Source organism: Bartonella sp. MR63HLJHH (genome assembly GCF_042194155.1).
Taxonomy (GTDB): Bacteria; Pseudomonadota; Alphaproteobacteria; order Rhizobiales; family Rhizobiaceae; genus Bartonella; species Bartonella grahamii.
The window spans coordinates 42,379-68,345 of sequence record NZ_JBHIMN010000003.1 but is presented as its reverse complement, the minus strand read 5'-3'; the positions used below and the strand labels follow the sequence as shown (position 1 = coordinate 68,345).

15 protein-coding genes are annotated in these 25,967 nt (G+C 36.2%); 12 read left to right on the top strand and 3 right to left on the bottom strand.

What is annotated here, in order from left to right; all coding sequences use genetic code 11:
• The first annotated feature begins 533 nt into the window (after positions 1-533).
• The 4 genes from bafA (ACFIKQ_RS02835) (at position 534) to ndk (ending at position 12,817) form a co-directional block, all read left to right on the top strand.
• Positions 534-6,098, top strand: a complete 5,565-nt coding sequence (gene bafA / locus ACFIKQ_RS02835; RefSeq protein WP_375655862.1) for a BafA family autotransporter — start codon at positions 534-536, stop codon at positions 6,096-6,098.
• A 362-nt stretch (positions 6,099-6,460) separates the two neighbouring features.
• Positions 6,461-9,025, top strand: coding sequence for a BafA family autotransporter (gene bafA / locus ACFIKQ_RS02830; RefSeq protein WP_375655860.1), 2,565 nt, complete (start codon positions 6,461-6,463; stop codon positions 9,023-9,025).
• Positions 9,026-9,432: 407 nt separating this feature from the next.
• A complete protein-coding gene (gene bafA / locus ACFIKQ_RS02825; RefSeq protein WP_375655858.1) occupies positions 9,433-12,003 on the top strand; it encodes a BafA family autotransporter in 2,571 nt (856 codons plus the stop codon).
• Between the two features lie 391 nt (positions 12,004-12,394).
• Entirely contained in the window at positions 12,395-12,817 is a 423-nt protein-coding gene (ndk, locus tag ACFIKQ_RS02820; RefSeq protein WP_375628682.1) for a nucleoside-diphosphate kinase, read from the top strand.
• 297 nt (positions 12,818-13,114) lie between these two features.
• Here ndk and pgsA read toward each other — a convergent pair whose 3' ends face one another.
• The 3 genes from pgsA to ACFIKQ_RS02805 all read right to left on the bottom strand — a co-directional run bounded on the left by pgsA (position 13,115) and on the right by ACFIKQ_RS02805 (position 17,009).
• A complete protein-coding gene (gene pgsA / locus ACFIKQ_RS02815) occupies positions 13,115-13,696 on the bottom strand; it encodes a CDP-diacylglycerol--glycerol-3-phosphate 3-phosphatidyltransferase (protein ID WP_375647554.1) in 582 nt (193 codons plus the stop codon).
• A gap of 72 nt (positions 13,697-13,768) precedes the next feature.
• Entirely contained in the window at positions 13,769-15,748 is a 1,980-nt protein-coding gene (uvrC, locus tag ACFIKQ_RS02810) for an excinuclease ABC subunit UvrC (RefSeq protein WP_375644904.1), read from the bottom strand.
• A 397-nt stretch (positions 15,749-16,145) separates the two neighbouring features.
• Positions 16,146-17,009, bottom strand: coding sequence for a 23S rRNA (adenine(2030)-N(6))-methyltransferase RlmJ (locus ACFIKQ_RS02805; RefSeq protein ID WP_375644903.1), 864 nt, complete (start codon positions 17,007-17,009; stop codon positions 16,146-16,148).
• A 1,641-nt stretch (positions 17,010-18,650) separates the two neighbouring features.
• On the opposite strand from ACFIKQ_RS02805, the gene tatA reads away from it, so the two are divergent.
• The 8 genes from tatA to ACFIKQ_RS02765 all read left to right on the top strand — a co-directional run bounded on the left by tatA (position 18,651) and on the right by ACFIKQ_RS02765 (position 25,659).
• Positions 18,651-18,962 (top strand): twin-arginine translocase TatA/TatE family subunit, encoded by a 312-nt coding sequence (gene tatA / locus ACFIKQ_RS02800; RefSeq protein WP_375636516.1) that lies wholly within the window; start codon positions 18,651-18,653, stop codon positions 18,960-18,962.
• A gap of 55 nt (positions 18,963-19,017) precedes the next feature.
• Positions 19,018-19,422: a twin-arginine translocase subunit TatB gene (locus tag ACFIKQ_RS02795; RefSeq protein ID WP_375647555.1), complete on the top strand. Its 405-nt coding sequence runs from the start codon at positions 19,018-19,020 to the stop codon at positions 19,420-19,422.
• Complete coding sequence (gene tatC, locus ACFIKQ_RS02790; protein WP_375636512.1) at positions 19,419-20,201, top strand: twin-arginine translocase subunit TatC; 783 nt, start codon at positions 19,419-19,421, stop codon at positions 20,199-20,201. The genes ACFIKQ_RS02795 and tatC overlap by 4 nt, the downstream gene beginning before the upstream one ends.
• A 61-nt stretch (positions 20,202-20,262) precedes the next feature.
• Positions 20,263-21,540, top strand: a complete 1,278-nt coding sequence (gene serS / locus ACFIKQ_RS02785; protein ID WP_375636511.1) for a serine--tRNA ligase — start codon at positions 20,263-20,265, stop codon at positions 21,538-21,540.
• Positions 21,541-21,673: 133 nt separating this feature from the next.
• Positions 21,674-22,333: a protein-L-isoaspartate(D-aspartate) O-methyltransferase gene (locus tag ACFIKQ_RS02780; protein ID WP_375636528.1), complete on the top strand. Its 660-nt coding sequence runs from the start codon at positions 21,674-21,676 to the stop codon at positions 22,331-22,333.
• A 155-nt stretch (positions 22,334-22,488) separates the two neighbouring features.
• A complete protein-coding gene (locus ACFIKQ_RS02775; RefSeq protein ID WP_375636509.1) occupies positions 22,489-23,670 on the top strand; it encodes a peptidoglycan DD-metalloendopeptidase family protein in 1,182 nt (393 codons plus the stop codon).
• 688 nt (positions 23,671-24,358) lie between these two features.
• Entirely contained in the window at positions 24,359-24,811 is a 453-nt protein-coding gene (gene yajC / locus ACFIKQ_RS02770) for a preprotein translocase subunit YajC (RefSeq protein WP_375644901.1), read from the top strand.
• Between the two features lie 461 nt (positions 24,812-25,272).
• A complete protein-coding gene (locus ACFIKQ_RS02765) occupies positions 25,273-25,659 on the top strand; it encodes an Mth938-like domain-containing protein (RefSeq protein ID WP_012754989.1) in 387 nt (128 codons plus the stop codon).
• Positions 25,660-25,967 lie beyond the last annotated feature (308 nt).

The following is a 25,967-nucleotide window of genomic DNA, read 5'->3' as shown; positions in this document are numbered from 1 at the left end:
ATCAAATGATGAGTTAACTGACTATAATTATAAAAATTTCAAATCACTGTCGAGTCGATATTATGACGTTTCTTATATATTAGAACAATGATTATGGCTTGATGAGCATGAATAAGTGTTCTTTAGATTACCCAAGTTAAGTAGAATAAAGACACTGTTTTAAATGCTGTAGAGGAAGAAATATGTGGATATAAAGGCCGCTCTCATTAACATTACTGTTTCCTTTAATGTTTAATGCCATTTTTATCTATTGAGGGATCAATCTTATTTATAGACCAGCCTTTGGTATCTCAAAAATATTTTTCCATAGATGTAATTATAACACTTTTTAAGCGTATCAAAAAGAAATTAAACCTTTTGGTTGTGCATGCATTTTAAAACACAGGGTGTATATTTGATCTGTCAGAGTGTAGTCCATCGAATGCTTTATTATCTTAAAAAACATGAGGTTGAGCAATTGCATTGAGTTGTTTTGGTCTATGCACTTTTTTCTAAATGGGGGAATTTAAATTTGAAATTATGGAGTGTGAATAATGCAACGCAAATTGAAATTAAGTTTTTGTGCATTAATGACCAGTGGTTTTTTTGTCAAGATTGCGAGTGCAGATGGAGTAGCGACACCAAAAGAAAAGTTATTAACACCAGTAAGTATCAGTGAACATCTAGAAGAGACAAAAAAATTGTTATTGGAAGTGAGGGGATTAAAAGAAAAAAAAGGGGGATCAAAAAGGATAGAGAATAAACAGATAGTAGAAGGAAGCAAGTCTTCAGAAGAGGAAAGGGAGAGATTAGAAAACCTATTCTTTGAAGTACTCACAAATTCAATAATAAGTGATGGTGCTACTATCTATATTACTAATCAAGATTCTGAAGATTCTGAAATAAATAGCTTTAAATATGAAGATGCAGGCTATTCCATCAATAATACGGTTCAAGAAGGTGGAAAACTCTACATTGATGCAGCAAGTGTTAGCAGGGATACGACAATTGAGAGTGGTGGTATTGAATTCGTCCAAAATCTGAGCAGTTCAGAATATGCCACTGTTAAAAAAGGTGGTAAACAAATTGTTGAGAGTGGTGCAAATGCTGAGGGGGCTAAAATCTATGGTGGTGAGCAGATTATTTTTGGTAAGGGGGTTCTTGGAACTGGTTTGTTGCGTAAAGATAAGGAAAGTAGTGCTTATAACACCGAAATTTATGCTGAAGATGGAATCCTAGGACTACAAAGTGTCTATAGTGGGGGGATGGTTGTTGACACAAAGGTTATGAAAGGAGGTGTCCAGAATCTTGATGGTAAAGAGAATTTTAATAATGGATTCTCAGAAGATACTGATACAGCTGATACAGAAAATGAGGATTTTACAATCAATGAGGGGGCTTTTGCACTTAGTACCGAACTTTTTAAAAATGGTGCGCAGAATATCTTAGCAGGAGGGAATGCGAGCGAAGTTACTTTATATGATAGAGCTACTCAGAAGATATATGATTCTGGATACGCGGATAATCTAACAATTAATCACCAAGCACAATCATGGGTTTTTGCTGGTGCAATATTAGATAAGGATACAAATGTTAATGATTTTGGCAACCTCTATCTTTATGCTGGGAATGGTGAAGCTGTTACGGAAGTAGAAAATCTTATTTTAAATGGAGAAGATGCCAAGTTATACTCTATTGCAACTAAAAATAACGCTACTCTCTCTCAGGTTAATATCCAGAATTTAACTGGAAGTGGCAGAGTTATTTTTACATCTTTGGGGGCTGATAAGCATTACTCTAAGCTTAATATTGATGATCTATCAGGTTCTTTACATTTTGAGTTTAATGTCAACTTTGCCAAGCATCTTAGTGATTATCTTGTTATTAAAAAAAGTGGTTCAGGTTATCATACAATAAGTGTTACTGATTCTGGAGGTGAGGTTACAACCCCTTCCCACAAAAAGCTTAAATTAATTTCTGATCATAGTGGAAACGCTCATTTTACTCTGACAAATACTTTTGGTGAAAAAATCAGAGCTATTGATGCCGGAACCTACATGCACAGTTTGAAACATAGAAAAAATAAGAGCAATGGTAAAATTTGGTATTTAGATGCGAATTATGCTCTTGATGAGGAAAATACCTCTTTATTTTCTGATTTTAACTTGCAACCATCTGCGATGGCTTCATTATCGAATGATCTCACAGAACGCACAATTGAAAAGGGAATGATTGTTACGATTGCTGATCCTAGCTTTGATAGTAACAGTGAGAAAGTTGATAGCAATGGAGAGACTTCAATTAGTAATATAGTTAAAGATGCTGGAAAGCTTTCGGTTTATAACGGTGGTTTTAGCCTGTATACGACAATTCAAAGAGGCGGTACTGAACTTATTAGAACACAGGGTCTTTCACAGGATAGTACAGTTAAGAGAGGGGGAAAACAAAAGGTTGAAGATGGGGGGAAAGCTGAAGGGGCTCAAATTTACGGTGGTGAGCAGTTTGTTTCAGGAAAGTTTGATATCAAAGGTGAGATGGTAAGGAGTAGCGCCTATAACACTGTCGTTTCTGGTAAAAATGGAGTGCTAGGATACCAGAATGTGTATGATGATGGAGAGGTTTTTAGCACAAAGATCATGGAAGGAGGGGTACAAAATCTTTTTGTGGAAAAAGATCTAGACCATTATAGCAGTTTTGCATTTGATACGAAGATCTTTTCTGGTGGAGAACAACACGTTTTAGCAGGAGGAATCGCGATTGGTGTTCTCTTACAAGGGAATGCTTTTCAAGCAATAGATTTAGGAGGCTATGTAAAAGATTTAACGATTAAGGATCAAGCACAATCGTGGTTGCATTCTGGTGCAACATTAGAAGGAAACACCATGATTCATGATTCTGGACGGATTTATCTTTATGCTGGTGCTGAGCAATCTCATACTGAAGTAGAAAAAATTGTTTTAAATGGTAAAGATACCACATTATACTCTATTGCTTCCAAGATGGATGGTGAAAGCTCTCTGATTGAGGATCTAAGCGGGGATGGACGCGTTGTTTTTACTTCTACCGTGTTTAATCCACATTACTCTAAACTTGAGGTCGGTAATCTTTCAGGTAATTTACATTTTAGGTTTAATACTAATTTTGCAGAACAGCGCGGTGATTATCTTCTTATAAAAAAAGGAGCAGGTCATCACACCATCAGCGTTATCGATTCTGGTGCTGAAATGACCAATTCTCTTCTACAAAATCAGAACTTAGTTTTGGAGCTTGATTTAATTCATGATCAAAGTGGAAATGCGCATTTTACTCTGATAGATTTTGGGGGTGAAGAGATAGCTACTGTTGATAATGGAGTCTACATGTACGCTCTAAAGAAAAAAGATCATAACGGTGGAAAGATTTGGTCTTTATCGACATCATCTACATCGGAAAAAATTTCTACTCCTATCTTTTCTCCATCTCATACGGAGTTGCCTATAGATAACTCTTTTGAGCAAGAAAATACTGTTTCTCCTTCGGAAGATTCTATAGCCGATTCTTATACAGGTGATTTCAATTTTTATGCAGAGGATTTCATTACTGGTCTAGGTGAAAAAATTTTACAAAACTCCATACTTGGTGACAATAGCATAGTTTATATTGCTGGTGATGGAGAAACGGATGATTTTAAATTATCCATTAATAATACAGTTCCAGAAACTGCAACACTCTATGTTGAGACTGGTGGTTTTAGTAAGAATACAACAATTGAAAATGGTGGTTCAGAGATTGTAGGGGAACAGGGGATCTCAGAATTTACGATTATTTACGAGGGTGGAAAACAAAGAGTGGAGGGAGGAGGATCCGCATTGAGAGCTGAAATTTATGGTGGGGAGCAGCTTGTTTTCGGAGAGGGTTATGTAAATGGTGAAATTGTGGGGAGCAGCACTTATAACACGACACTTTATGGTCAAGGTGACACGCCGGGACAGCAGAATGTATATGATGATGGGATGGCTGTGGGAACAAAAGTGATGAGTGGAGGAATACAAACTCTTGCTAAATGGTTCGCAGATGATGATGATTTTGTACAAAAAAGTGGTGGCTTAGCCGTGAATACTGAGGTTTTCGCGGGTGGGGTACAGCGGGTATTAGCAGGGGGAGAGGCGGATATTGTGACTTTACACCGCCATGCTGCTCAAGAAGTTCATGCTGGTAGCATTGTAAAAAATCTAACAATTAAAGAAGGAGCCAATTCATGGGTTTTTGCTGGTGCGATGTTGGAAGGAAAAATAAAGATTCATGATTTTGGACAAGTTCACCTTTATGCTGGAAATAATAGCTTTTATACTGAATATAAAAATTATCAGACAACAGTAGACGATATTAATTTAGAGGGAGAAAACGCTAAATTATACTCTATTTCTACTGGATATGGAAACACAGAAACCTATATTAAGAAGCTAAGCGGTGTGGGAAATATTATTTTTACTTCTACAGAATCCAATTTACATTACTCTAAGCTTTATATTGATAATCTTTTTGGGAGTCTACATTTCGATTTTAATGTCAGCCTTGCAGAAGGAGAGGGTGATTATCTCTTTATCAAGAATGGCCGTGGTTCTCACACAATAAGTATTGTAGATTCCGGTATTGAAATTGTTGATCCTTCTTCAACAGAACTTGATTTAATTGTTGATCAAAGTGGAGGAGCACATTTTACTCTGAGAAGCTTTTCTGGTGCAAATGTTAAAACTATTGATGGCGGAACCTATATGTATGGTTTAAAACAGAGAATTGATGAGGATGGGGGTGAAAAAGTTTGGTATTTATCTGCGGTATTTATTGATAATGTTTCATTTCTCAACAGTTTGCCACGTAGTAGGAGTAGATCTACGTGGCATTTAAATCAAAATCAATCAGCTTCTTCTCTTTCAACTATTACAGTTACAAAAGAGCATGCTATTAAGTTGCTACATCGAAGAGAAAACCGCCAAAACTTAAGGCAAAAATCTCCAGCTTCTGTATCTCTAACTGTTTCAACTCTTGGAAGTCAAATTATTGAAGGGGCATATCCAGCAAGTTCTCTTCATTTTTCTGACGGAAAGCAACAGGCTATTGTTTCAGAATCTTCACAATCTTTAGCCGATCAAATGATTTTGCGTCCAGTTCATAAAGAACAGCCTTCTCCACAATTGAGAGAAACGCTTTCAGTTTCTCATTTTTTAACCACTCCCTCTACAGATGCGGTATTGTCTATGTCTGTGGCTCCAGCGATGGTTTTTCACAATGAAATGCAAACCGTGCGTGCGGGAAGAGGAATTTTAGATAAAAGTAACAAGAATGCAGCTTTATGGAGCTATGCGATCAAGTCTAAAGAGAGTATTGCTACAGAGCATATAGATTTTAAGTTGGATCAGACAGGTATTGTTTTAGGGATCAATAGTTTAAGCGAGTGGGAAAATGGAGAATTTTATATAGGTGGTTTTGGCAGTTATGACCGCGCACGCATTGCGCATGCACGGGGTGGTATGAGCGCTATCAATGCTTATGGCATTGGCGCTTATGTCACTTATTTGGATCATAGTGGATGGTATTTAGATGGTATTTTAAAATATAATCATTATCAGAATACTCTAAAGGCAGTTTCAACGAATGGTTTAGGGATTGAAGGAAGCTATAGGCAATGGGCGGTGGGCACTTCCTTTGAAGCAGGTTATCGACTTAAGACGTCAAAGAGCAGTTGGTTGCAGCCTTATGGACAATTTACATGGTTGCAAGTTGAGGGTAAAGAAATCAAGTTATCGAATGACATGATAGGTGACATGCGTCCATTCACTTCATTACGCAGTGAGGTTGGCATATCTTTAGGATATGAATTTGGTTCTCGTATGGATTCCTCATCACTTGCGTATATTACAGCAGCATGGTTGCGTGAGAATAAAAATGACAACCATACATTGATTAATCAACGGCATTCATTTACCACTGACTTATCGGGTAATGCAGGTAAGTTAGGAATCGGTTTGAGCAGTTTAGTGAGTGAGAAGTTAAAGTTATATGGTGAGGCACATTATGTTAAAGGACGTAAAACAAAACAGTCCCTTCAGGGTATTTTAGGTGTACGCTATAGTTTTTAATTATATGGTTATTTTTTAGTTATCTTTAAATGTATGGTTGTCTTTAAAGGTCTTTAATGAAGGTTCAGAGAACAATTTTTCAGAGCATGCCGCTTCGCTTTTCATGATAGCTGTATACCCTTATATACTTTATTATGCATTACTTTTTTCTTTGATAAGAAAACTCTGAGGAAATGCTAAAGAAGCACTATAAAAACGTTCTTATATTCTTGATCAAAAAAAGCATTTAAAAGACTGTAAAAAACAGTTTTTTATGAGATAAGGAGAATGTTTAAGAAGGATTCTTTACAATCTAAGGTTGAAAATATGTTTTATAGAGCTAATTACGTTTGGTGTCTATGCAGGCGTGAAGGGGGGAGGATATGGCTCTACAATATAAATGGAAACGACATTGTTGGATACTCATGTTGAGCAGCTGTTTTGTGCAAGCTGCTGCTGCAAATGAGGGGGGAATATCACTTTTTTGTCAATCTTCAAGTTATGAAAATGGCAAAAAAATTGAGGATCAATACAATGAGGATATGAAAACAGGAAGATGCATACTTGGAGCATCTAATGATGTTATTATAAGGACGCGCAATGAATTAGACTTTTTTAAAAAGCCTAGCGATTTTACTGAGGATAAGGGCGCTAGAGTGTTTGCGAGTCAACAGGAGCTTGACAGCAGTCGTCGTGACAATGTCAGATATAATTTACAAAAACAAAATATTGCGTTTCTTAAAAAACCTGAACTTATCTTCATTAAAGATGGGGCACTGTTAGAAAATTATGTCCTTGATAATGAAGGTAAAGCATACATTTCAAATGATGGCGAGAGTGATAGCCCAGGGCGATCCATTAATAACACTGTAAGGAATGGTGCAGAGCTTTATGTGTATGCAGGAGGTCTCAGTGAGAATAGTAAAATTGAACATGGTGGAATTGAAAATGTTGAGGCTTTAAATGGAAAACAAGGCTTTTCGAAAAATGCTGTCGTTAAAGAAGGTGGACAACAAAGTGTTGGAAATGGAGGAAAGGTAGAGGGGACTAAAATTTATGGTGGTGAACAACTTGTTTTCGGGGAGGGGGATGTTGGAGGAGAGGTTAAAGGGAGTAGTGCTTCTCATATTGTCATTTATGGTCAAGATGAAACACTAGGACAACAAAAAGTATATGATGGCGGAAAAGTTTGGGATACGAAAGTTATGCGAGGGGGCGTACAAGAGGTTGGAAAAAAATCTCAAAGTGCTAAAAATGGTGGTTTTGCATTTGACACAGAAGTTTTTGGCGGTGGTAAACAGCGTATCTTAAAAGGCGGTAATGCTATTGGAGTTACTTTAAATGAGAGCGCTATTCAGGAAATATATGCTGATGGATCTGTAAAAAATCTAACAATGAATGATGAAACAAAATCATGGGTGCATGCTGGGGCAACATTAGAAGGCAAGACACAGGTAAATCATTCTGGGCAGATTCATCTTTATGCTGGGAATGATCAACATCGTACCATAGTAGAAGATATTATTTTAAATGGAAAAGATACAAAACTGTACTCTATTACTGATGAGTTTGATGGAAAAAGTTCTTTGATACAAAAATTAAGTGGTGAAGGGAGTGTTATTTTTTCGTTTACAGGTTCTGATCCATATTATTCTCAGCTACATGTGAATAATCTTTCAGGAAATTTACATTTCGCATTCAATACCACGATTGCCCATAACCGTGGTGATTATCTCTTGGTTGAGAAAGGTGCTGGGAAGCATACGATAAGTGTTGCTGATTCTGGAGTTGAAATCACGGATCCTTTTTCAAATAAGCGTGATTTAATTATGGATCAAAGTGGTGGAGCACATTTTACGCTGACAGATCTTAAGGGTGACAAAATTAACGCCATTGATGGTGGAACTTATATGTATGATTTGAAAGAAAGAAAGGATGAAAATGGAAAAGTTTGGTTTTTATCTGCAGACCGCCTCAGTGGACCAGAAACCTCTATTCCAGATCCGTCAAATCCTTTTGTTCCTGGTAAAACAACAACGACACCCTCTACAGATGCAGTGTTAACGTTGTCCGTAGTTCCTGGACTTGTTTTTAACAATGAGTTGCAAATTGTAAGGAATGGTAGAAAAATTTGGAACAGAAATAGGAAAGATATCGAACTATGGACTTATGCAATTAAGAGCAGAGAACGTATTGCGACAGGCCATACACACTTTAAGCTGGGGCAGACAGGTTTAGTCTTTGGTGCTGATCAGTTGAGTGAATTAAGGCATGGAGAGTTGTATATTGGTGGTTTCGGTAGTTATGATCAAGCACGTATTGCGCATGCACGAGGTGGTAATAGTGATCTGAGCTCTTATAGCATTGGAACTTATGCAACTTATTTTGATCATCGCGGATGGTATATGGATGGTGTTTTGAAATATAATTATTACCGAGATAATTTGAAAGCTATCTCCACGAATGATTTAGCTATTCAAAGTCATTACAATCAGTGGGCGATAGGTGGGTCATTTGAAATTGGTTGTTATTTTACACCGGCACAGAATACTTGGATGCAGCCTTATATCAAGCTAACAGGTTTGCAGGTTGAAGGTAAAAAAATAAAACTTTCAAATGGAATGATAGGTGATCTAAGCCCATCGGTCTCATTTCGCAGTGAAGTTGGATTAACTGCAGGACATGAATTCTTTGTGAATTCAGAAACTTCATTAACAGCTTACATTATGGCAGCTTGGTTGCGTGAGAATACAAATAATAATTATACGACAATTAATAACCAGCATAAATTTATTACAGACTTATCGGGTAATGCAGGTAAATTGGGAATTGGTGTAAACGGTTCGGTTAATGATAAACTGACACTTTATGCGGAAGCACATTATCTAAAAGGACATAAGATTAAGAATGCTCTTCAAGCTATTTTAGGATTACGCTATAGTTTCTAAATATGTGTGTACGCGGCTGATTAACTTTATGAATGTAATTATTTTGCAAGCTTAAACAGATAATGCTCGATTTTATCTTCTCGAGAGTGTAGAGATCTTCTCAAACAGTAAGGATATCTTTATACTCTCCTTTGAAGGCACGAGCGTTTTTTTTTCATCTATAACTTCAAATATTGAAAATTGTTCCTTGAACTCAAGTGAACAGTTTGAATTTTATTCAGATTTTCTGCCTTAAGTTAGAACTTTCTAGCTGCTTATAAATACACAACTTAAAGTTGTTTGTATTAAAAAATACACTTTAAAAGTGTTTTTAAACATAAATAAAACACATTACGATACAATCTAAAGCGAGTTACCTACGTAGCCGTGGGATATTTTTCTAAATAATTGAGAGTGGAGTGTCGATAATGCAGTATAAACATAAGTTAAGTTTTTCAGTATTGATGATCAGTAGTTGTCTTGTACAAGTTGCGAATGCAGTTGAAAACAGGAATGGAGAGCTAACAATAGTAGAACATGTAGGAAATCGAGCAGAGATACCAAAAGGTTCAGCACTGATTACGAATAATTTTCCCAGTAGTAATAGTAAAATTGGAGATGGCGGTGCTGAAATTGTTGAAAATGGGGCAACTTCTATAGGTTCCACTATTAAAAAAGGGGGAATGCAAATAGTTACACGCGGAGGAACTGCGATAGGCACCAAAATCCTTGGTGGTAAGCAGTTTATTCATGAAGAGCCAAATCTTGATCTTACAAGCGTGGAGAGAAAAAGTAGTGCATATAATTCCACAGTTACAGGAGATGGTGGAGTAGTGGGACAGCAGAATGTGTATGATGGAGCGTGGGTTTGGAATACGAAAGTGGGAGATAACGGAGAACAAAATCTTTATGCGGGACAAAGAAAAGAAGGTGGGAGCGCAATGGATACAGAGGTCTCTGGGAATGGCAGACAGCACGTCTTAGCGCATGCTGGGTCTTATGCTACTACTTTGAAGGGGCAGGCTATTCAAGTTGTATATCCTGAAGGGTTTGTGGATACTTTAACAATTACGGATTCTGCTAGGTCATGGTTTCATTCTGGTGTTCAAAAAGTCGTGGGAGAAGTAAGGGTCAATGATCACGGAGAACTTTATTTATTTGCTGGTGATAGGACAAACCATATCACTAAGAAAAAGATTCCTATAGAGGCAAGAGTTGATGAAATAATATTTGAGGTTGGTGAACGAAATATAGGAGAAAAACCTCAGATTGAAATTGAAGATTTAGGGGGGCATAATGGAACTGTTATTTTTACTTCTATTCCGTATGATCCACGTCATATTTCACTTCATGTTGAAAAACTTTCAGGGGATTTACATTTTCGATTCAATATTAGTGCTACGGGGGATGCGAGTGATTACTTGTCGATTGGCGATGGTGCAGGTAATCACAAAATAAGCGTTGCAGATTCTGGTGCTGAAATCACAGGCTCTCTGTCAAAAAGGAATAGTTTGGTTACTGAACTTCCATTAATTACCGATAGAAGCCAAGATGGAGGAGCTAATTTTACTCTGGCAGATTTTTTGGGCAAGAACATTACAGTTGTCGATGGTGGAACCTATCAGTATCAATTGCTGAAGAGAGAAAGGTGTGCTAGTTCTAGTGGTAGTGCTACAATTTGGTCTTTAAGCAGAGTCTCTGAAAATGCAGAACATTCTAATACTAAAACACAGTGTGTAAACAAGAAAACAAAGGACTCTGTTGCATTATCTGATCAAAGTTCTCCTTCTGGAGGAAAAAATACTGGTCCTCGTAAACCTACTAAAAAAGAGCAATCCAAGCCACGTCCTCCACGTCATTTAAGAGAAAGACAGAATGTCTCTAGTGTTTCGGTATCTCCCTCTCAAGAAAATCGCACTCATGTGAAGTCTCCCCCAGCAAGTTCTCTTCATTTTTCTGATGGAAAGCAACAGGCTATTGTTTCAGAATCTTCACAATCTTTAGCCGATCAGATGATTTTGCGTCCAGTTCATAAAGAACAGCCTTCTCCACAATTGAGAGAAACGCTTTCAGTTTCTCATTTTTTAACCACTCCCTCTACAGATGCGGTATTGTCTATGTCTGTGGCTCCAGCGATGGTTTTTCACAATGAAATGCAAACCGTGCGTGCGGGAAGAGGAATTTTAGATAAAAGTAACAAGAATGCAGCTTTATGGAGCTATGCGATCAAGTCTAAAGAGAGTATTGCTACAGAGCATATAGATTTTAAGTTGGATCAGACAGGTATTGTTTTAGGGATCAATAGTTTAAGCGAGTGGGAAAATGGAGAATTTTATATAGGTGGTTTTGGCAGTTATGACCGCGCACGCATTGCGCATGCACGGGGTGGTATGAGCGCTATCAATGCTTATGGCATTGGCGCTTATGTCACTTATTTGGATCATAGTGGATGGTATTTAGATGGTATTTTAAAATATAATCATTATCAGAATACTCTAAAGGCAGTTTCAACGAATGGTTTAGGGATTGAAGGAAGCTATAGGCAATGGGCGGTGGGCACTTCCTTTGAAGCAGGTTATCGACTTAAGACGTCAAAGAGCAGTTGGTTGCAGCCTTATGGACAATTTACATGGTTGCAAGTTGAGGGTAAAGAAATCAAGTTATCGAATGACATGATAGGTGACATGCGTCCATTCACTTCATTACGCAGTGAGGTTGGCATATCTTTAGGATATGAATTTGGTTCTCGTATGGATTCCTCATCACTTGCGTATATTACAGCAGCATGGTTGCGTGAGAATAAAAATGACAACCATACATTGATTAATCAACGGCATTCATTTACCACTGACTTATCGGGTAATGCAGGTAAGTTAGGAATCGGTTTGAGCAGTTTAGTGAGTGAGAAGTTAAAGTTATATGGTGAGGCACATTATGTTAAAGGACGTAAAACAAAACAGTCCCTTCAGGGTATTTTAGGTGTACGCTATAGTTTTTAATTATATGGTTATTTTTTGATAGATCTCAATGTGTGTAGAAGGATTTTCAAACCTAGATCGGAGTATCTAGGTTCATCCTCTTTAAAGAAGAAGGCTTTCAAAAAGATATATTTTGCATGTTAGGCTTTTCTTATGATTCTTTATTGCTTCAATGATAAATTTGATGAGAGGCATTTAAGATTATGTAAGAAGGTTCAATATTTATTGAGAGTCGGTAGCGCATCTTTATGATGGGATGAGAAATTAAAGGTATTTCTATTAAAGTTTTTTTTATAATTCATTCTATATTTTTGAGAATTTGTGTAGATTTTTGCAGAGTCACTTGGCAAAGGGCTTCTTGCTCGCTATAGAAATGGCGAGAGAATGTTATAAATGAAATAAAGGTGGTTAAATGGCTTTAGAGCGTACTTTTTCGATGATTAAACCAGATGCAACCCGTCGTAATTTGACTGGCGCAATTACTAAAATGCTTGAGGATGCGGAGCTACGTGTTATTGCGTCTAAACGTGTCTGGATGAGCAAACGTGAGGCTGAAAATTTTTATGCTGTTCATAAAGAACGCCCTTTTTTTAGTGAATTGGTGGAATTCATGTCTTCTGGTCCAACCGTTGTACAAGTTTTGGAAGGCGAAAATGCAATAGCTAAAAACCGTGAAGTAATGGGGGCTACGAATCCTAGTGATGCAGAAGAAGGGACAATTCGTAAGGTTCATGCTTTATCGATTGGCGAAAATTCTGTCCATGGATCCGATAGCGCTGAAACGGCAAAAACAGAAATCGCCTTTTGGTTTTCTGAGGTAGAAATTGTTGGTTAATAAAGCGTTTATAATAATAAAGCGTATATAAGAAGCAAAAATCCGAAACACTATATTTCGGTTTTTTGCTTATAAGATTATAGACTTTTTTAAAAGCATAGGGAGCATTCATCGTTTTTTTAGCTTTTTACTATTTTTTTGAAGAGCTTTTATCTACATGCTACCCTTACTTGTAATGTGCAAAAAAGTGTTTTATTGATTTATCATTAATAGATTTAAAATAAATTAGTCTTATGCTATCCTCATCTCTTATTTAAGTACAAAAAGATAAATTATCATTATAAATCTCCATACTCTTCATGGGATAACGTGTTTTAAACCTGCACGAAAATAGTCCCATCCTGTCCACAATGTAAGGAGGGCAGCAATCCACAGCATAGTAATGCCAAACTCTACTGTGTAAGGGAAAATTTTATTACCGGCTGGTCCAGCTAAAAGAAATACAATAGCGATCATCTGTACAAAAGTTTTCCATTTTGCAAGACGAGAGACAGGAACACTAACTTTTAACTCAGCCAAATATTCACGTAATCCTGATACAAGAATTTCTCTGCAAAGAATGATAATAGCTGCCCATAGTGTCCACCCAGCGATGGTACTGTCTGCGGCAAGCAAGAGCAAACAGGCAGAGACGAGAAGTTTATCAGCAATTGGATCTAACATGCGACCAATATTGGATGTTTGTTCCCAAATACGAGCAAGGTAACCGTCAAGAAAGTCAGTAATAGATGCAATGATAAAAATGGAAACAGCAATCCAGCGAGTGATATCACTTGATTGTAGTCGCCCTTCTAAAAAAAAGCATGCAACAACCATTGGGACTGCAACAATTCGTGCATAAGTTAAAATATTTGGAAAAGAAAAAGTATGATTTTTCATGGAGCCATTTTTAATTCTTGTGAAAGAGAATATATTTCCTAAACGTAACAAGGCAAAGGTTATGAAACAAGCCTATTTTTCATGAAAATGGTTATGAATTTTTTGTGCAATTGTCATAGAGATTCCCGTAACTTTTTTTAAATCTTCAAGTGAGGCACTAGCAACAGCCTTGGCACTTCCAAAATGATGAAGCAACGCACGCTTTCTTGTCGGACCGATATTTTCGATTTCATCAAGTGGGTTTTTGAATGTTGCTTTTTTTCGTTTTATCCTATGAGCTCCAATCGCAAAACGGTGTGCTTCATCACGCAGACGTTGCAAAAAATAGAGGATAGGATCACGTGGAGGAAGTGTAAAGGGGGGGGTACCTTTTATAAAAAATCGTTCACGTCCCGCATGACGGTCGACACCTTTGGCGATTCCAACAACTGTGAAGAGGTCATTTAATCGTAATTCAGCAAGTATTGCATGTACACTGTTGATTTGTCCTTCACCACCATCGATTAAGATAAGATCAGGCCAAATGGGAAAAAGATCATCATCTTTTATGTCATGACTTCTATTTGGCTGATCATGCTCTTTTATAAGGCGTGAAAATCTTCGTTTAATCACTTCTTTCATCATGCCAAAATCATCGCCAGGCGTGATATCTATTGAGCGAATGTTGAATTTGCGATATTGATTTTTAACAAAGCCCATTTGACCAGCAACAATCATAGCCCCTACAGCATTTGTTCCCATGATATGAGAATTGTCATAGACTTCTATCCGGCGTGGAGGAAAAGGTAGTTGGAATGTTTTAGCAAGACTTTGAAGCAATTTTGTATGGGTGGCTGTTTCAGAAAGCTTATGTTCAAGTGCTTCATGAGCATTGAGATAGGCATGATTAACAAGAGTTTTCCGTTCACCTTGTTTGGGTAAAGAGAGAGACACTTTGTGATTTGCTTTGAGACTCAATGCTTCTGTAAGAAGTGTCCTTTCTTCAATTTCTTCAGATAAAAGGATGCTTTTGGGAAGTGGTTTATCATCGTAAAATTGGGCAAGAAAACTCGCTAAAATTTCAGTACGGGAAAAAGAGAGGTCTGCCTTAGGAAAATAGGCACGGTTTCCCCAATTTTGCCCCATGCGAAAAAAGAACACTTGAATACAGGTCATTCCTTCTTTTTGCGCAATTGCAAATACATCCGCTTCTTTTATCGTTTGAGGATTAATACCTTGATGGCTTTGTATATGAGAAAGGGCTGATAAGCGATCACGATAGGAAGCGGCTTGTTCAAAATCAAGATTTTCTGCGGCTTTATGCATAGCTTGAACCATATCGTTTTTAACAGATTGATCTTTTCCCGAAAGGAACGCTTTTGCTCCTCTCACCAGTTCTTTATAATCACTGTCACTAATTTCATGGGTACAAGGTGCAGAACATCGCTTAATTTGATAAAGCAAACAGGGGCGTGTACGGTTTTCAAAAACTGAATCAGTACAGGTTCGTAATAAGAAGGCGCGTTGTAAAACATGAACTGTTTGTGTCACTGCACCAGCAGAAGCAAAAGGACCAAAATAGTGAGCTTTTCGTGTTCGGGCACCACGATGTTTGTAAAGTCCAGGCGCTCGATGATCATCTGTAATCATAATATAAGGGAAACTTTTATCATCACGTAGTAATACATTAAAATGTGGATGCAATCTTTTGATGAGATTGGCTTCTAAAAGGAGTGCTTCTGTTTCTGTATGGGTGACGATAAATTCCATATGATATGTTGCGCGAATCATGCGGGTAATACGATTATTGTGTCCCTGTTCACGTGTATAGTTTGAAACGCGTTTTTTGAGATTACGAGCTTTGCCAATATAGAGAATATCACCATTTTTACCAATCATCCGGTAAACCCCTGGCTTATGCGGAAGGTGTCTAACAAACTCTTGTATGAATTTTACACCTTGGAATTGATTTTTCTCATTACTTTGATTGGCATTATTCCATGTAATGTTAGAGAGAAAAGAAAGCTTTTCCCGCTCATTTTTCGGACAATTTGTATTATTTTTCAGGACCATTCCGTTTATTAAGAATATGTTTTTTGTTTAATATATGAAATATTCTTTTTTATTAAATAATGATTATTTATATCCTTATAATTTTTTCTATAAATAACATCTTATAGCATAAGAGTATGATTTTAGAGAGCCGATTTTTCATAAAAAATATGAGAGTTGTTATTCTAAAACAGCTTTATGAATTTGCCCAATTTATTCATTAAAATGATTGGAATAGGAAATTCATGATGATTAAGAAGATAGACGTTCTAAAAGGGAAAAAATTAATTCACGCTGATCGTTATTAGCTTATCATTATAACGTGTTGATATTATTCAAAAAATCAAAGAACTTTATCATTTAATGCGTTTGTATCTTACAACATGATATTTGATTTAGAAAAAATACAGAGAAAGATCTAACATAATAGATGTTCTTTTTGAAGCCACTTATGCGTTATTTGGGCATTTTCATCTTGTCCCAGGCGATTGATAAGAAAGGGGCTGAGTTTTTTCATTTCTTCTTCCAAAAGGTAGGGAGGGTTAATAATAATCATACCACTTCCATTCATTGTCGGTGGACTTGAACTTTTTCGGATACGCATTTCAAGCTGTAGAATCTTAGGAATTCCTGTTTGATAAAGCGCGTGAAGAAAACTTTCAATTTCTTTGTCATATTTAACAGGATACCATAAAGCGTAGATCCCTCCAGAAAAGCGACGATAGGCTTTCGTTAATCCCTCAATAAGGCGGAAAAATTCTCCAGTTTTTTCAAAGGGAGGGTCAACAAGGATAAACCCACGTTTTTCTTTTGGTGGTACATGAGCATTTAAGGAAAGCCAACCATCTAAATGCAGAACTTTTGTCTGATAATCTCCGGCAAAGTTTTTTGCTAAAATATGATAATCTTCATTGTGCAATTCTATTGCGGTGAGGCGATCTTGTTTCCGTAATAATTGACGAATAAGAACAGGAGAGCCAGGATAAAATACAATTTCTTTTTCCCCTTTATTGAGGGCATCAATGATATTACACCATGGACAAAGGAGTGCTCTTAAATCTTCTGGGATAGGAGTTGAAAAAAGTCGTTGGACACCTTCGCGATACTCTCCTGTTTTATGTGCTTCTAAAGAAGAAAGGTCATAAATACCGATTCCAGCATGCGTATCTATAACGCGAAAAGCTTTTTCTTTGCGTTTGAGATATTCTACAATGCGAGTGACAATAATGTGTTTAAAAACATCAGCAAAATTGCCAGCATGATAAATATGCCGATAATTCATGGAATAAACTCTATCATATGTATAACTGTACCGGATTATTAGCATAGAATATTAGAATTGATATCCATAAAAATACTCTTATAGAAATCAAATAATACCCTCACTCCCAAATAATACCCTACAGAAAAAATATTAATGTCATGGGAGCATTTATTCACTGGGCTATTTTTATATTATGAGATTCATCGTTAAGATTTTAATTTTTTATATGAAAAATAGATAGGAAGAGGGCAAACATTTCAATAGAGATAGTTATGTTGTAAGAGAAGTTTCTTATGATCGCGGACTCTTTCAGGAAAACTATAAAAGACAAGCAATTAACGAGAATATTAGTGAAGTTTGTTAAAAAAATTAAGGTTATCTTTCAAATTCATTCATAAATTTACTTGTTTAAAGATTAAAGAATTTAAAATGCTTGATAAAAACATTATTACATTTATCAGTTTTTTTAGCGAGCGTAAAATTATGGATAGAGCAATAAAGTGCTGGTATTATAGTGATAGATTTTTGTAAAAGTGTGGATGAATCTCATTGGTTTAAGCGGAGCCCAAGCTTTACATTATACACGCTAAATGGCTAGATTATTGTGTATGGTGCTAAAACAAAACTTTTGAAAAGTGATATGCTCTCTGCAAGCGATCTCAATAAAATGAGCGATTTTTAACTAAAGTAAATAGGTTTATCTATTTCTAACACTGTATTATCTAGCGGCTTTATGAGATAATCTTATAAAAAGACTAGGATAAGAAATTCTTTTACATGGATTATGCTTCGATTCCATGCTTTTGATTGAATGTAATTTTCTATTAATGCCTATTCTGTTTTCAATACTGAGATAAGTTAAGCACATGATATTATGAGAACGCATGCCCAGAATCCGGAGACTTGTAATAGTTAGGGCATGCAGCGGTTCAAAGAGCTGGTTATATGGAGGTATTTTACTGAATAAAGGCGCAAGCTGGTACCATTTTTATTTTTTAGCAGTATTGCCATACCTCTTGGCCACTTGACCTGATTCATAAAGTGCATTTTTACTCTTTCCGCTAATAGTTTTTATCCACACGACAGATATTTAATTGAATGCGATGATAGCTTATATTTCGTATTGTATATGGAATAATGGATGATAAAATTCCCACCAACGCAAAGAATAAATATTATGCGTAAGATGATAGTTTTTAAAGAGACTGATGATGTGTCAAGAAAGTTTTTTAGAGATTTTTCTTTCTGATTTTTTTTAATTAAATACGTAAAATTTTTTACAGCATGTTATGATCTTTATCAGTAACGGATAATTTGGAGGAAATGTTTGTAATGATACGTACAACTTTGTTTAAAAGGAAAGACATGAGCTATAGTATTTACAGGAAGATGAGTAACCTAAGAGATCAGATGGAGTTATTTTAGAAAAGTTTTTAAGCCTTTTGAATTTTGTATGAAGCGGTTTATCATTTTTGAATGGTTTGTGTTATAATACGCTAAAAAGGGATGAGAGGATAAAAAGTTCTTTTGCAATAAAAGCGTGTGATTGCTTTTAAGTTAAGAAGAAAATATATAAGTAAGATATTATATTTGATACATTCTTCAGAGGAAGCATGAATAAATGAAATCGAATTTACAAGCATAAAGTTAGAGAGAGTAATGGGTAATATTTTTTCACCAACGCATTTAATTATAATTTTACTGATTATCTTTGTGCTTTTCGGTCGCGGTAAGATTTCTGAATTAATGGGCGATGTTGCTAAGGGAATTAAAGCCTTCAAAAAAAATATGAAGGAAGAAGATGACGGCATTGAGGATAAAGTTGAAATGGCTACTACTTCCCAAATAGTTGATGTAGAATCTCAACAATCTCAGCCGTTATCGGTAAAACATGTAACAGCGCGCAGAAAGGCTTCTTCTGCTTCTAAAAGAAGCAAAACATCTGTTGCTAAAAAACAGCGTGTCAAATAACAAAAACGTAATCATCATTGTGCGTTATTTTTTGATGAGGAAGTCGAATTAAGAGATGTTTGGGATTGATGGACCAGAGTTTGTCGTAATCTTACTTATTCTCATCATTGTTGTTGGACCGAAAGATTTACCTAAAATATTAAAGACAATAGCAAAGGTAAGAGCTCATATGTGTTTAATGGCAAATGAACTTCGTCATCAGTTTGAAGATGCAATAAAACAAATCGAGCTCGACGATTTGCAAAAAACATATTCAGATATTAGCGATTCAAGCAAGAAGTTGACAGAAACTTTTGATCCCATTCAAAATACATTAGAAGATATCCACGATAATTTGGATGTTAAGGCAACACACCATAAATCAGAAAAAGGTAAAGAATTTTTGGAATGCGATCACAACGTAACCAATAAAGATATGACAGGATCTATAGCTTCTAAAGATAAAGAAGATGTGTCATGAATGTTAACAAAGATGAAGTTGATGCCCATATGGCACCACTTTTGGAACATTTAATTGAACTTCGTCAGCGAATTATTGCTGCCTTGGTTGCATTTATGATCGCTTTTATGATGTGTTTTCTTGTTAAAGATTATATCTTAAATTTTTTACTATGGCCATATCAGTGGGCAATGAAAATAGCAGGGGGTAATCCTGAGGGTATTCGTTTGCAATCAACGCAAGTATGGGAAACTTTTTTAACGAAGATGAAGCTTTCTGCTTTTGGGGGAATTATTTTATCTTTTCCCTATACGGCTTTTCAGTTTTATAGTTTTATTGCACCAGGGCTTTATAAAAATGAGCGTATGGCTTTTTTACCATTTCTCATTGGGGGGCCTATTTTATTTTGTATTGGGGGAGCGTTTGTTTATGGTCTATTGGCGCCAATAATACTATGGTTTAGCCTTTCTCAACAATTTCTTCCAGATGTTCATTTAAAAATAGAGTTTATAGTGCGTATTTCTGATTATTTGGGCTTTATGACATCGTTTATCCTAATTTTTGGTTTGATTTTTCAATTACCTCTTGTCATCAGTCTTTTAACAAAAGTTGGATTTTTAACGTCTCATGATTTGGTGTCTAAACGAAAATGGGCTATTTTACTCTCTTTTATCATTGCGGCAATCATAACGCCGTCGGATTTTTTTACGATGTTTGCAGTGGCTTTACCAACGATAGCACTTTACGAGATTTCAATTTTAATTGCTTACAGTATAGAAAAGAGAAGAAAATCCGCTTAAGAAAAGTGTATAATCTTATGCGACAAGAAATGAATAAAAACAATATAAATGAGGAATTTTTATGCTTGATATTAAGTGGATTCGTGACAATCCTGAGAAATTAGATAAAGCACTCGTAAGTAGAGGTCTTGAGCCACAAGCTGAAAGGTTAATACAACTTGATCTTGCACGTCGGTCGCATATTGCTAAGGTGCAATTGGCGCAGGAACGTCGCAATGCGGTTTCAAAGGAAATAGGACAGGCTTTAGCGGTATCTGATCAGCAAATGGCTGAAAGCTTTAGAGCTGAAGGTGAAGAGATTAAAGTCTTTCTTTCCTCTGCAACAGCGGAAGAAAAACAGCTGACGGAGAGTCTTGAGAAAATTCTTTCAGCACTTCCAAATATTCCATTAGATGATGTTCCAGAAGGTAAAGATGAAAGTGATAATGTCGTCATTCGACATTTTGGTACACTTCCAACATTTAATTTTACACCAAAGGAACATTTTGATCTTGGTCAAGATCTCAAGCAGATGAATTTTGAACGAGCTAGTCGTTTGTCTGGAACACGTTTTACAATACTTTCAGGGGCGTTAGCACGGCTAGAACGAGCATTAGGCCAATTTATGCTTGATGTGCATGTCAATGAGCATGGTTATACAGAAGTCTCAATACCTTTTCTTGTTCGTGATGAGATTGTTTACGGAGCAGCACAATTGCCGAAATTTGCTGAAGACCTTTTTCGTACAACAGATGGTCGATGGCTTATTTCTACAGCAGAAGTGCCATTAACCAATTTGGTCAACGATGAAATTCTTGAAATATCAGATTTACCACTGCGATTTTCTTCTTTATCTCCCTGTTTTCGTTCAGAGGCGGGAGCAGCCGGTCGTGATACGCGCGGTATGTTGCGTCAGCATCAATTTTGGAAAGTTGAAATGGTCTCAATTACCAGTGAAGAACAGTCTTTAATTGAATTAGAACGTATGACGGAATGTGCAGAAGATATATTAAAACGACTTGGTTTGCCTTTTCGCACAGTGGTTCTTTCTACGGGTGATATGGGGTTTGCAGCACGTAAAACCTATGACATCGAGGTTTGGCTTCCTGGTCAAGAATGTTATCGTGAAATTTCTAGCTGTTCAGTTTGTGGAGATTTTCAAGGTCGTCGTATGAATGCGCGTTATCGTAAAGAAGGCGATAAAAAATTGCATTTTGTTCATAGCCTTAATGGTTCTGGTACAGCTGTTGGACGTTGTCTTATTGCCGTGCTTGAAAATTATCAACAGGCTGATGGATCAATTATTGTTCCAGATGTTTTACAACCTTATATGGGAGGCATGCGTTGTATTACTGCTTAATTTTACGAAAGGAGAGACAATATGCGTTTATTGCCAAGAGGTGATGATATGCAAACGCAAGTTTTTGCCATTTTAAAAGAAGCAGTTTGTCAGTATGATAAAAGTGCACCTCCATTGGAGATTGAATGATACTATGGGGCAAAAGGGTATTTTACAATTTCGTGAGGAGTTAGCCGCTCTTGTACTGAAAATGCGTAGCAAAGGCATTGATGACGTGCGATTTTTTTCGGCATTAGAGAAAATTCCGCGTCAACAGTTTGTTTCTGCTCCTTGGTTTAATAGTGCTTATGATAATAAAGTTATTCCCCTTGAGTGTGGTGAATATATGGAACGTTTGGAAGAACAACTCTTAATTCTTTCGGCATTATCGTTGAAAAAAAGGCATCGCGTTTTAGAAATCGGTACAGGATCTGGTTTTTGTACTGCGCTTATGGCATGTCTGAGTGACCGTGTGACAACGATTGATCGTTATAAAACGCTTGTTGATTTGGCACGCCAAAAATTTCAAACTTTAGGAATTGAAAATATTATTATACGGCAGATTGATGGAAGTCATAGTGTGACAGGTTTGGGATCATTTGATCGCATTCTTATTTGGCCATCACGTTTTGATGAACCCAAGGAATTTTTAGAACTTTTAGCTGAAAACGGAATTCTCATTCAGGCGATAGGACCTGACGAAGGGGTACAAGCGGTGACGCGCTATACAAAAATTGGTAGTCGATTTGAGTGTTTAGAACTGTTTCAAGTGCGTTACCAACCTTTTATTAAAGGCATTGCGGAGATACTTTAATTTTTAAAAGTTAAGAAATAGCCGCAAATAGCCTACGTTAAATTCATTTTGATCTTATATAAAGATATTTATGAATAAAACATCTCATTTTAACTCTTCGGTAATTTAAAAAAGCTTTAATGGAGTGAGTTGATTATTGATGAGTGAGCAAAACGATGCGTTTAAAAGCTTTGGATAATATTTTCCAGCATAATTTTCAGAGAATAACTTTTTTAGCGGTGGTAACTATTGTTGCTGGTTGTAGTTCTGGTACACAGCGTTTTTCCAATATTGTCTCTCATCGTACGGTATCATCTCAATCAAATATATCGAGTACTATGTCTACAGATCCGCGAATGCTATCGTACGGTAGCGGTATGATACAAAGCACTGAATTGCCACCTGTGGAATCAAGCGATGATTCGTGGGGAGATGACAATTCTCCCTATAATTTTCCACATCAAGGTAGGATAACTTCTTCTGATGGTCGCGTTATGGGAGTCCCTCCACGTAATCTTGGAACACTTTCCCGTTCACAAATGGATAAATCTCCTATTTTTCGGCGGAACTCTTATATTGTCCAGAGTGGAGATACACTGCTCAGTATTGCACGACAAATAGGGGTTAGTGTTGAGGCATTAAAATTAGCAAATGGTATAAACAGCAATTCCATTTATATCGGTCAGGTACTTGTTGTTCCAAGCAGGCGTACATTAGCAGCTTCAAATGCACACACTAATAACGATTGGGCAGTGTCAAAAACAGAATCTGCATTCCAATCTCAAGTGATGTCCTCTATAAAAAACAAGAAGTCCTCTCCTATATATAAAGCGCCTGTAACAACGCCCCCTTCTGCAAAGATGAACAAATCAAGTTCTGAGAAAAGTTTTTCTAAACAGATGACGCAATTGAATCATGAGACTGGTTTATCAAGTACTGTTACGAATACCGATAATATGACGACTCCGCAAGCCACAGGAATTTCTAAGATGCGTTGGCCAGTACGAGGGCGTTTATTAAGCCAGTTCGGTCAAAAAAAGGGAACAGTAATGAATCGAGGAATAGATATTGCAGTGCCGGAAGGATCTTCGGTAAAGGCGGCAGAAAATGGTGTTGTTATTTACGCGGGAGATGGATTAAAAGAGCTTGGTAATGTTGTGATGATTCGACATGAAAATAATATTATCACTATTTATGGATGTAACAGTAAGCTTGTTGTTAACAAAGGACAAAGGATAAGACGTGGTGATGAGATTGCTAAATCTGGTGTTTCAGGAAATGTTAAAACGCCACGTGTCTATTTTGAGATGCGTAAGAATTCATTACCTGTTGATCCCCTTAAATATTTAGAAAACTAATTTATTGATGATTTTTAAATTTAAATAGTCTTATAGTTTATAGAAACTTCATGAAAAACAATTGATTTTCTTAAATCAATAACACTGCAGCAAAAAAATCATTGCTTTAAGGAGAGCAGTTCGTTGGGGTCGTTAGATATTACCATCTTTGTGTCTATGAAAGTGTAAAACAATAGTATCATACTTATTTGTCAGCTTTCAGTGTTTCAACGGCTCTTGCATTTGAGAGAAGCATGAAAAGAGATATTTCACGCCTTTCTTAAAAAGTTTTTATCTACAGGCTCATTTCATATGTGAGACGTGCAAAAAAATCGTTTTGATTAATTCAGAGGGTTTGAAATGAGAGCATTTTACTGTATTTATGTCTGTCATTCGATATCAAAAACGATAAATTATCTATATAAATTAAAGTTTTTTCATTAGAAAAATTATCTTGTATCATTTATTGAGTTAGTGAAAAGGTTTACATTGTAGGATATATAATAGGGAAAAATGAATCTATTTTTAAAGATTTTTCTCATTGTATTTTGGTATTCTGTCTCTTAAGGATTTATTGCATTTTTGTAAAGCTGTGATTAGATTATGTAGTTATTGCTTTTTATAATAAATTCTTTAAGAATTTTTTCTGAATCGGAATTTTATTTTAATAGAGTGGGGAATACCTGAAGTTTAACTATAGGAGATAAAAATGTTTATTACGAACGCTTATGCTCAAGTTGCAGGCGATGTTTCCGGTGGATTTTCATTTGTTAGCGCTGTCCCACTCATTTTAATTTTTGCAATTATGTATTTTTTTATCATTCGTCCACAGCGTACCCAAATGAAAAAACGCCAAGAAATGCTTAATGCAGTACGTCGTGGTGATACAGTTATAACGGGTGGTGGTATTATCGGCAAGGTTACGAAGGTTCACGACGAGAGTGGTGAATTAGAGGTTGCAATTGGTGAGAGTATGAATATTCGTGTTATTCGCTCAACATTAGCTGATGTGCGCGTTAAAGGTGAGCCGATTGCAGAAAAAAAATCAAAGCTTAATGCTAAAGCAGAAACACCACAAAAGTCTAAATCTAAAACGACAACGAAAGAAAATATGAGTGTCTCTAAAGAGAAAAAAGCTATATCAAAAGAAAATGAATCTTAAGGTGTAATGGCAGTTTATTACATTTTTTAAGCATTTTTATAAAAAGCTTGGCAAGATCAAGACAATTTCATTGGAAAAGTGGCTTTTATAGTGGATACAGAAAATCGAGTTTTTGTTTCCTTGAGATTATTAAAATAGTTGCTTTATTTATAGAATATTACGCAATTTTTTTCTGTTTTTTAAACAAGATCATTGTTTCTATAAAAAGAAACTTGTGAGTAAATAAACTGAGAAAACTTTTTAAAAGGTAGATTTATTTAAGCAGGTAGAGCATTTGATCGCGGTTTATTATCAAATTTTCATATACTTGCTGTATGAGAAGATTAAGGTTTTATATAAAATTTTCACTTCAATACTAGGCTATGGTTAACATATCAATGTTTGTATCAGTCTTCCTTTAATTTTTATGGTAAGAAGTAACAAAGACAATTGGATTATTCAAAAATAAAGGGTGCTTTTTCATGTTCGATGCAATTCAAATTCGTGAAGCACATTTTCCAAGTCGCGCACCTATTGATGCTTATGGAAATGGTGGATTTCGTTTTGCTGATATGTCTCATAGAGGTTCTATTATTTGTGTACCATCGGGTATTTATGGTATTGACATGGCAGGGCCTATTCCCACTCAAGGGGATCTATCTCGTATTTTAGAAGAAGCTTCTGAAATCGAAGTTTTATTAATAGGTACTGGAATTGAATTATTGCGATTACCTGAAGAGTTACGGGTGCTTTTATGGGAAAAACGTATTTCATCAGATACAATGAGTACGGGAGCGGCGGTGCGTACATTTAATGTTTTATTGGCTGAAGATCGCGCTGTTGCGGCATTATTATTTGCGGTAGAATAGAGTATTGTTTAATAAAACAAATGCTCTCGTCTAGTATGAAAGACTTGTGTGATTATTTTACTGCGCCGTAAAATACCGTCGTTTAAAGTGGTGATAGAAGGGGAATAAAATATACATAACTTAACACATTAAGTGTTTTTAAATACAGTAGCAAGTATTCAGGGCAGAGCTTGTTCGTAGTTCAATGAATCACATGAGTGATCAACTCTTGGCACTTGAGACAGTTCATAAGAGGCATTTTTAATTCTTTCTTATACAGTTTTTACCTACAAGCCAGCCCCGCTTGTGGCGTGCAAGGGAATAGTTTT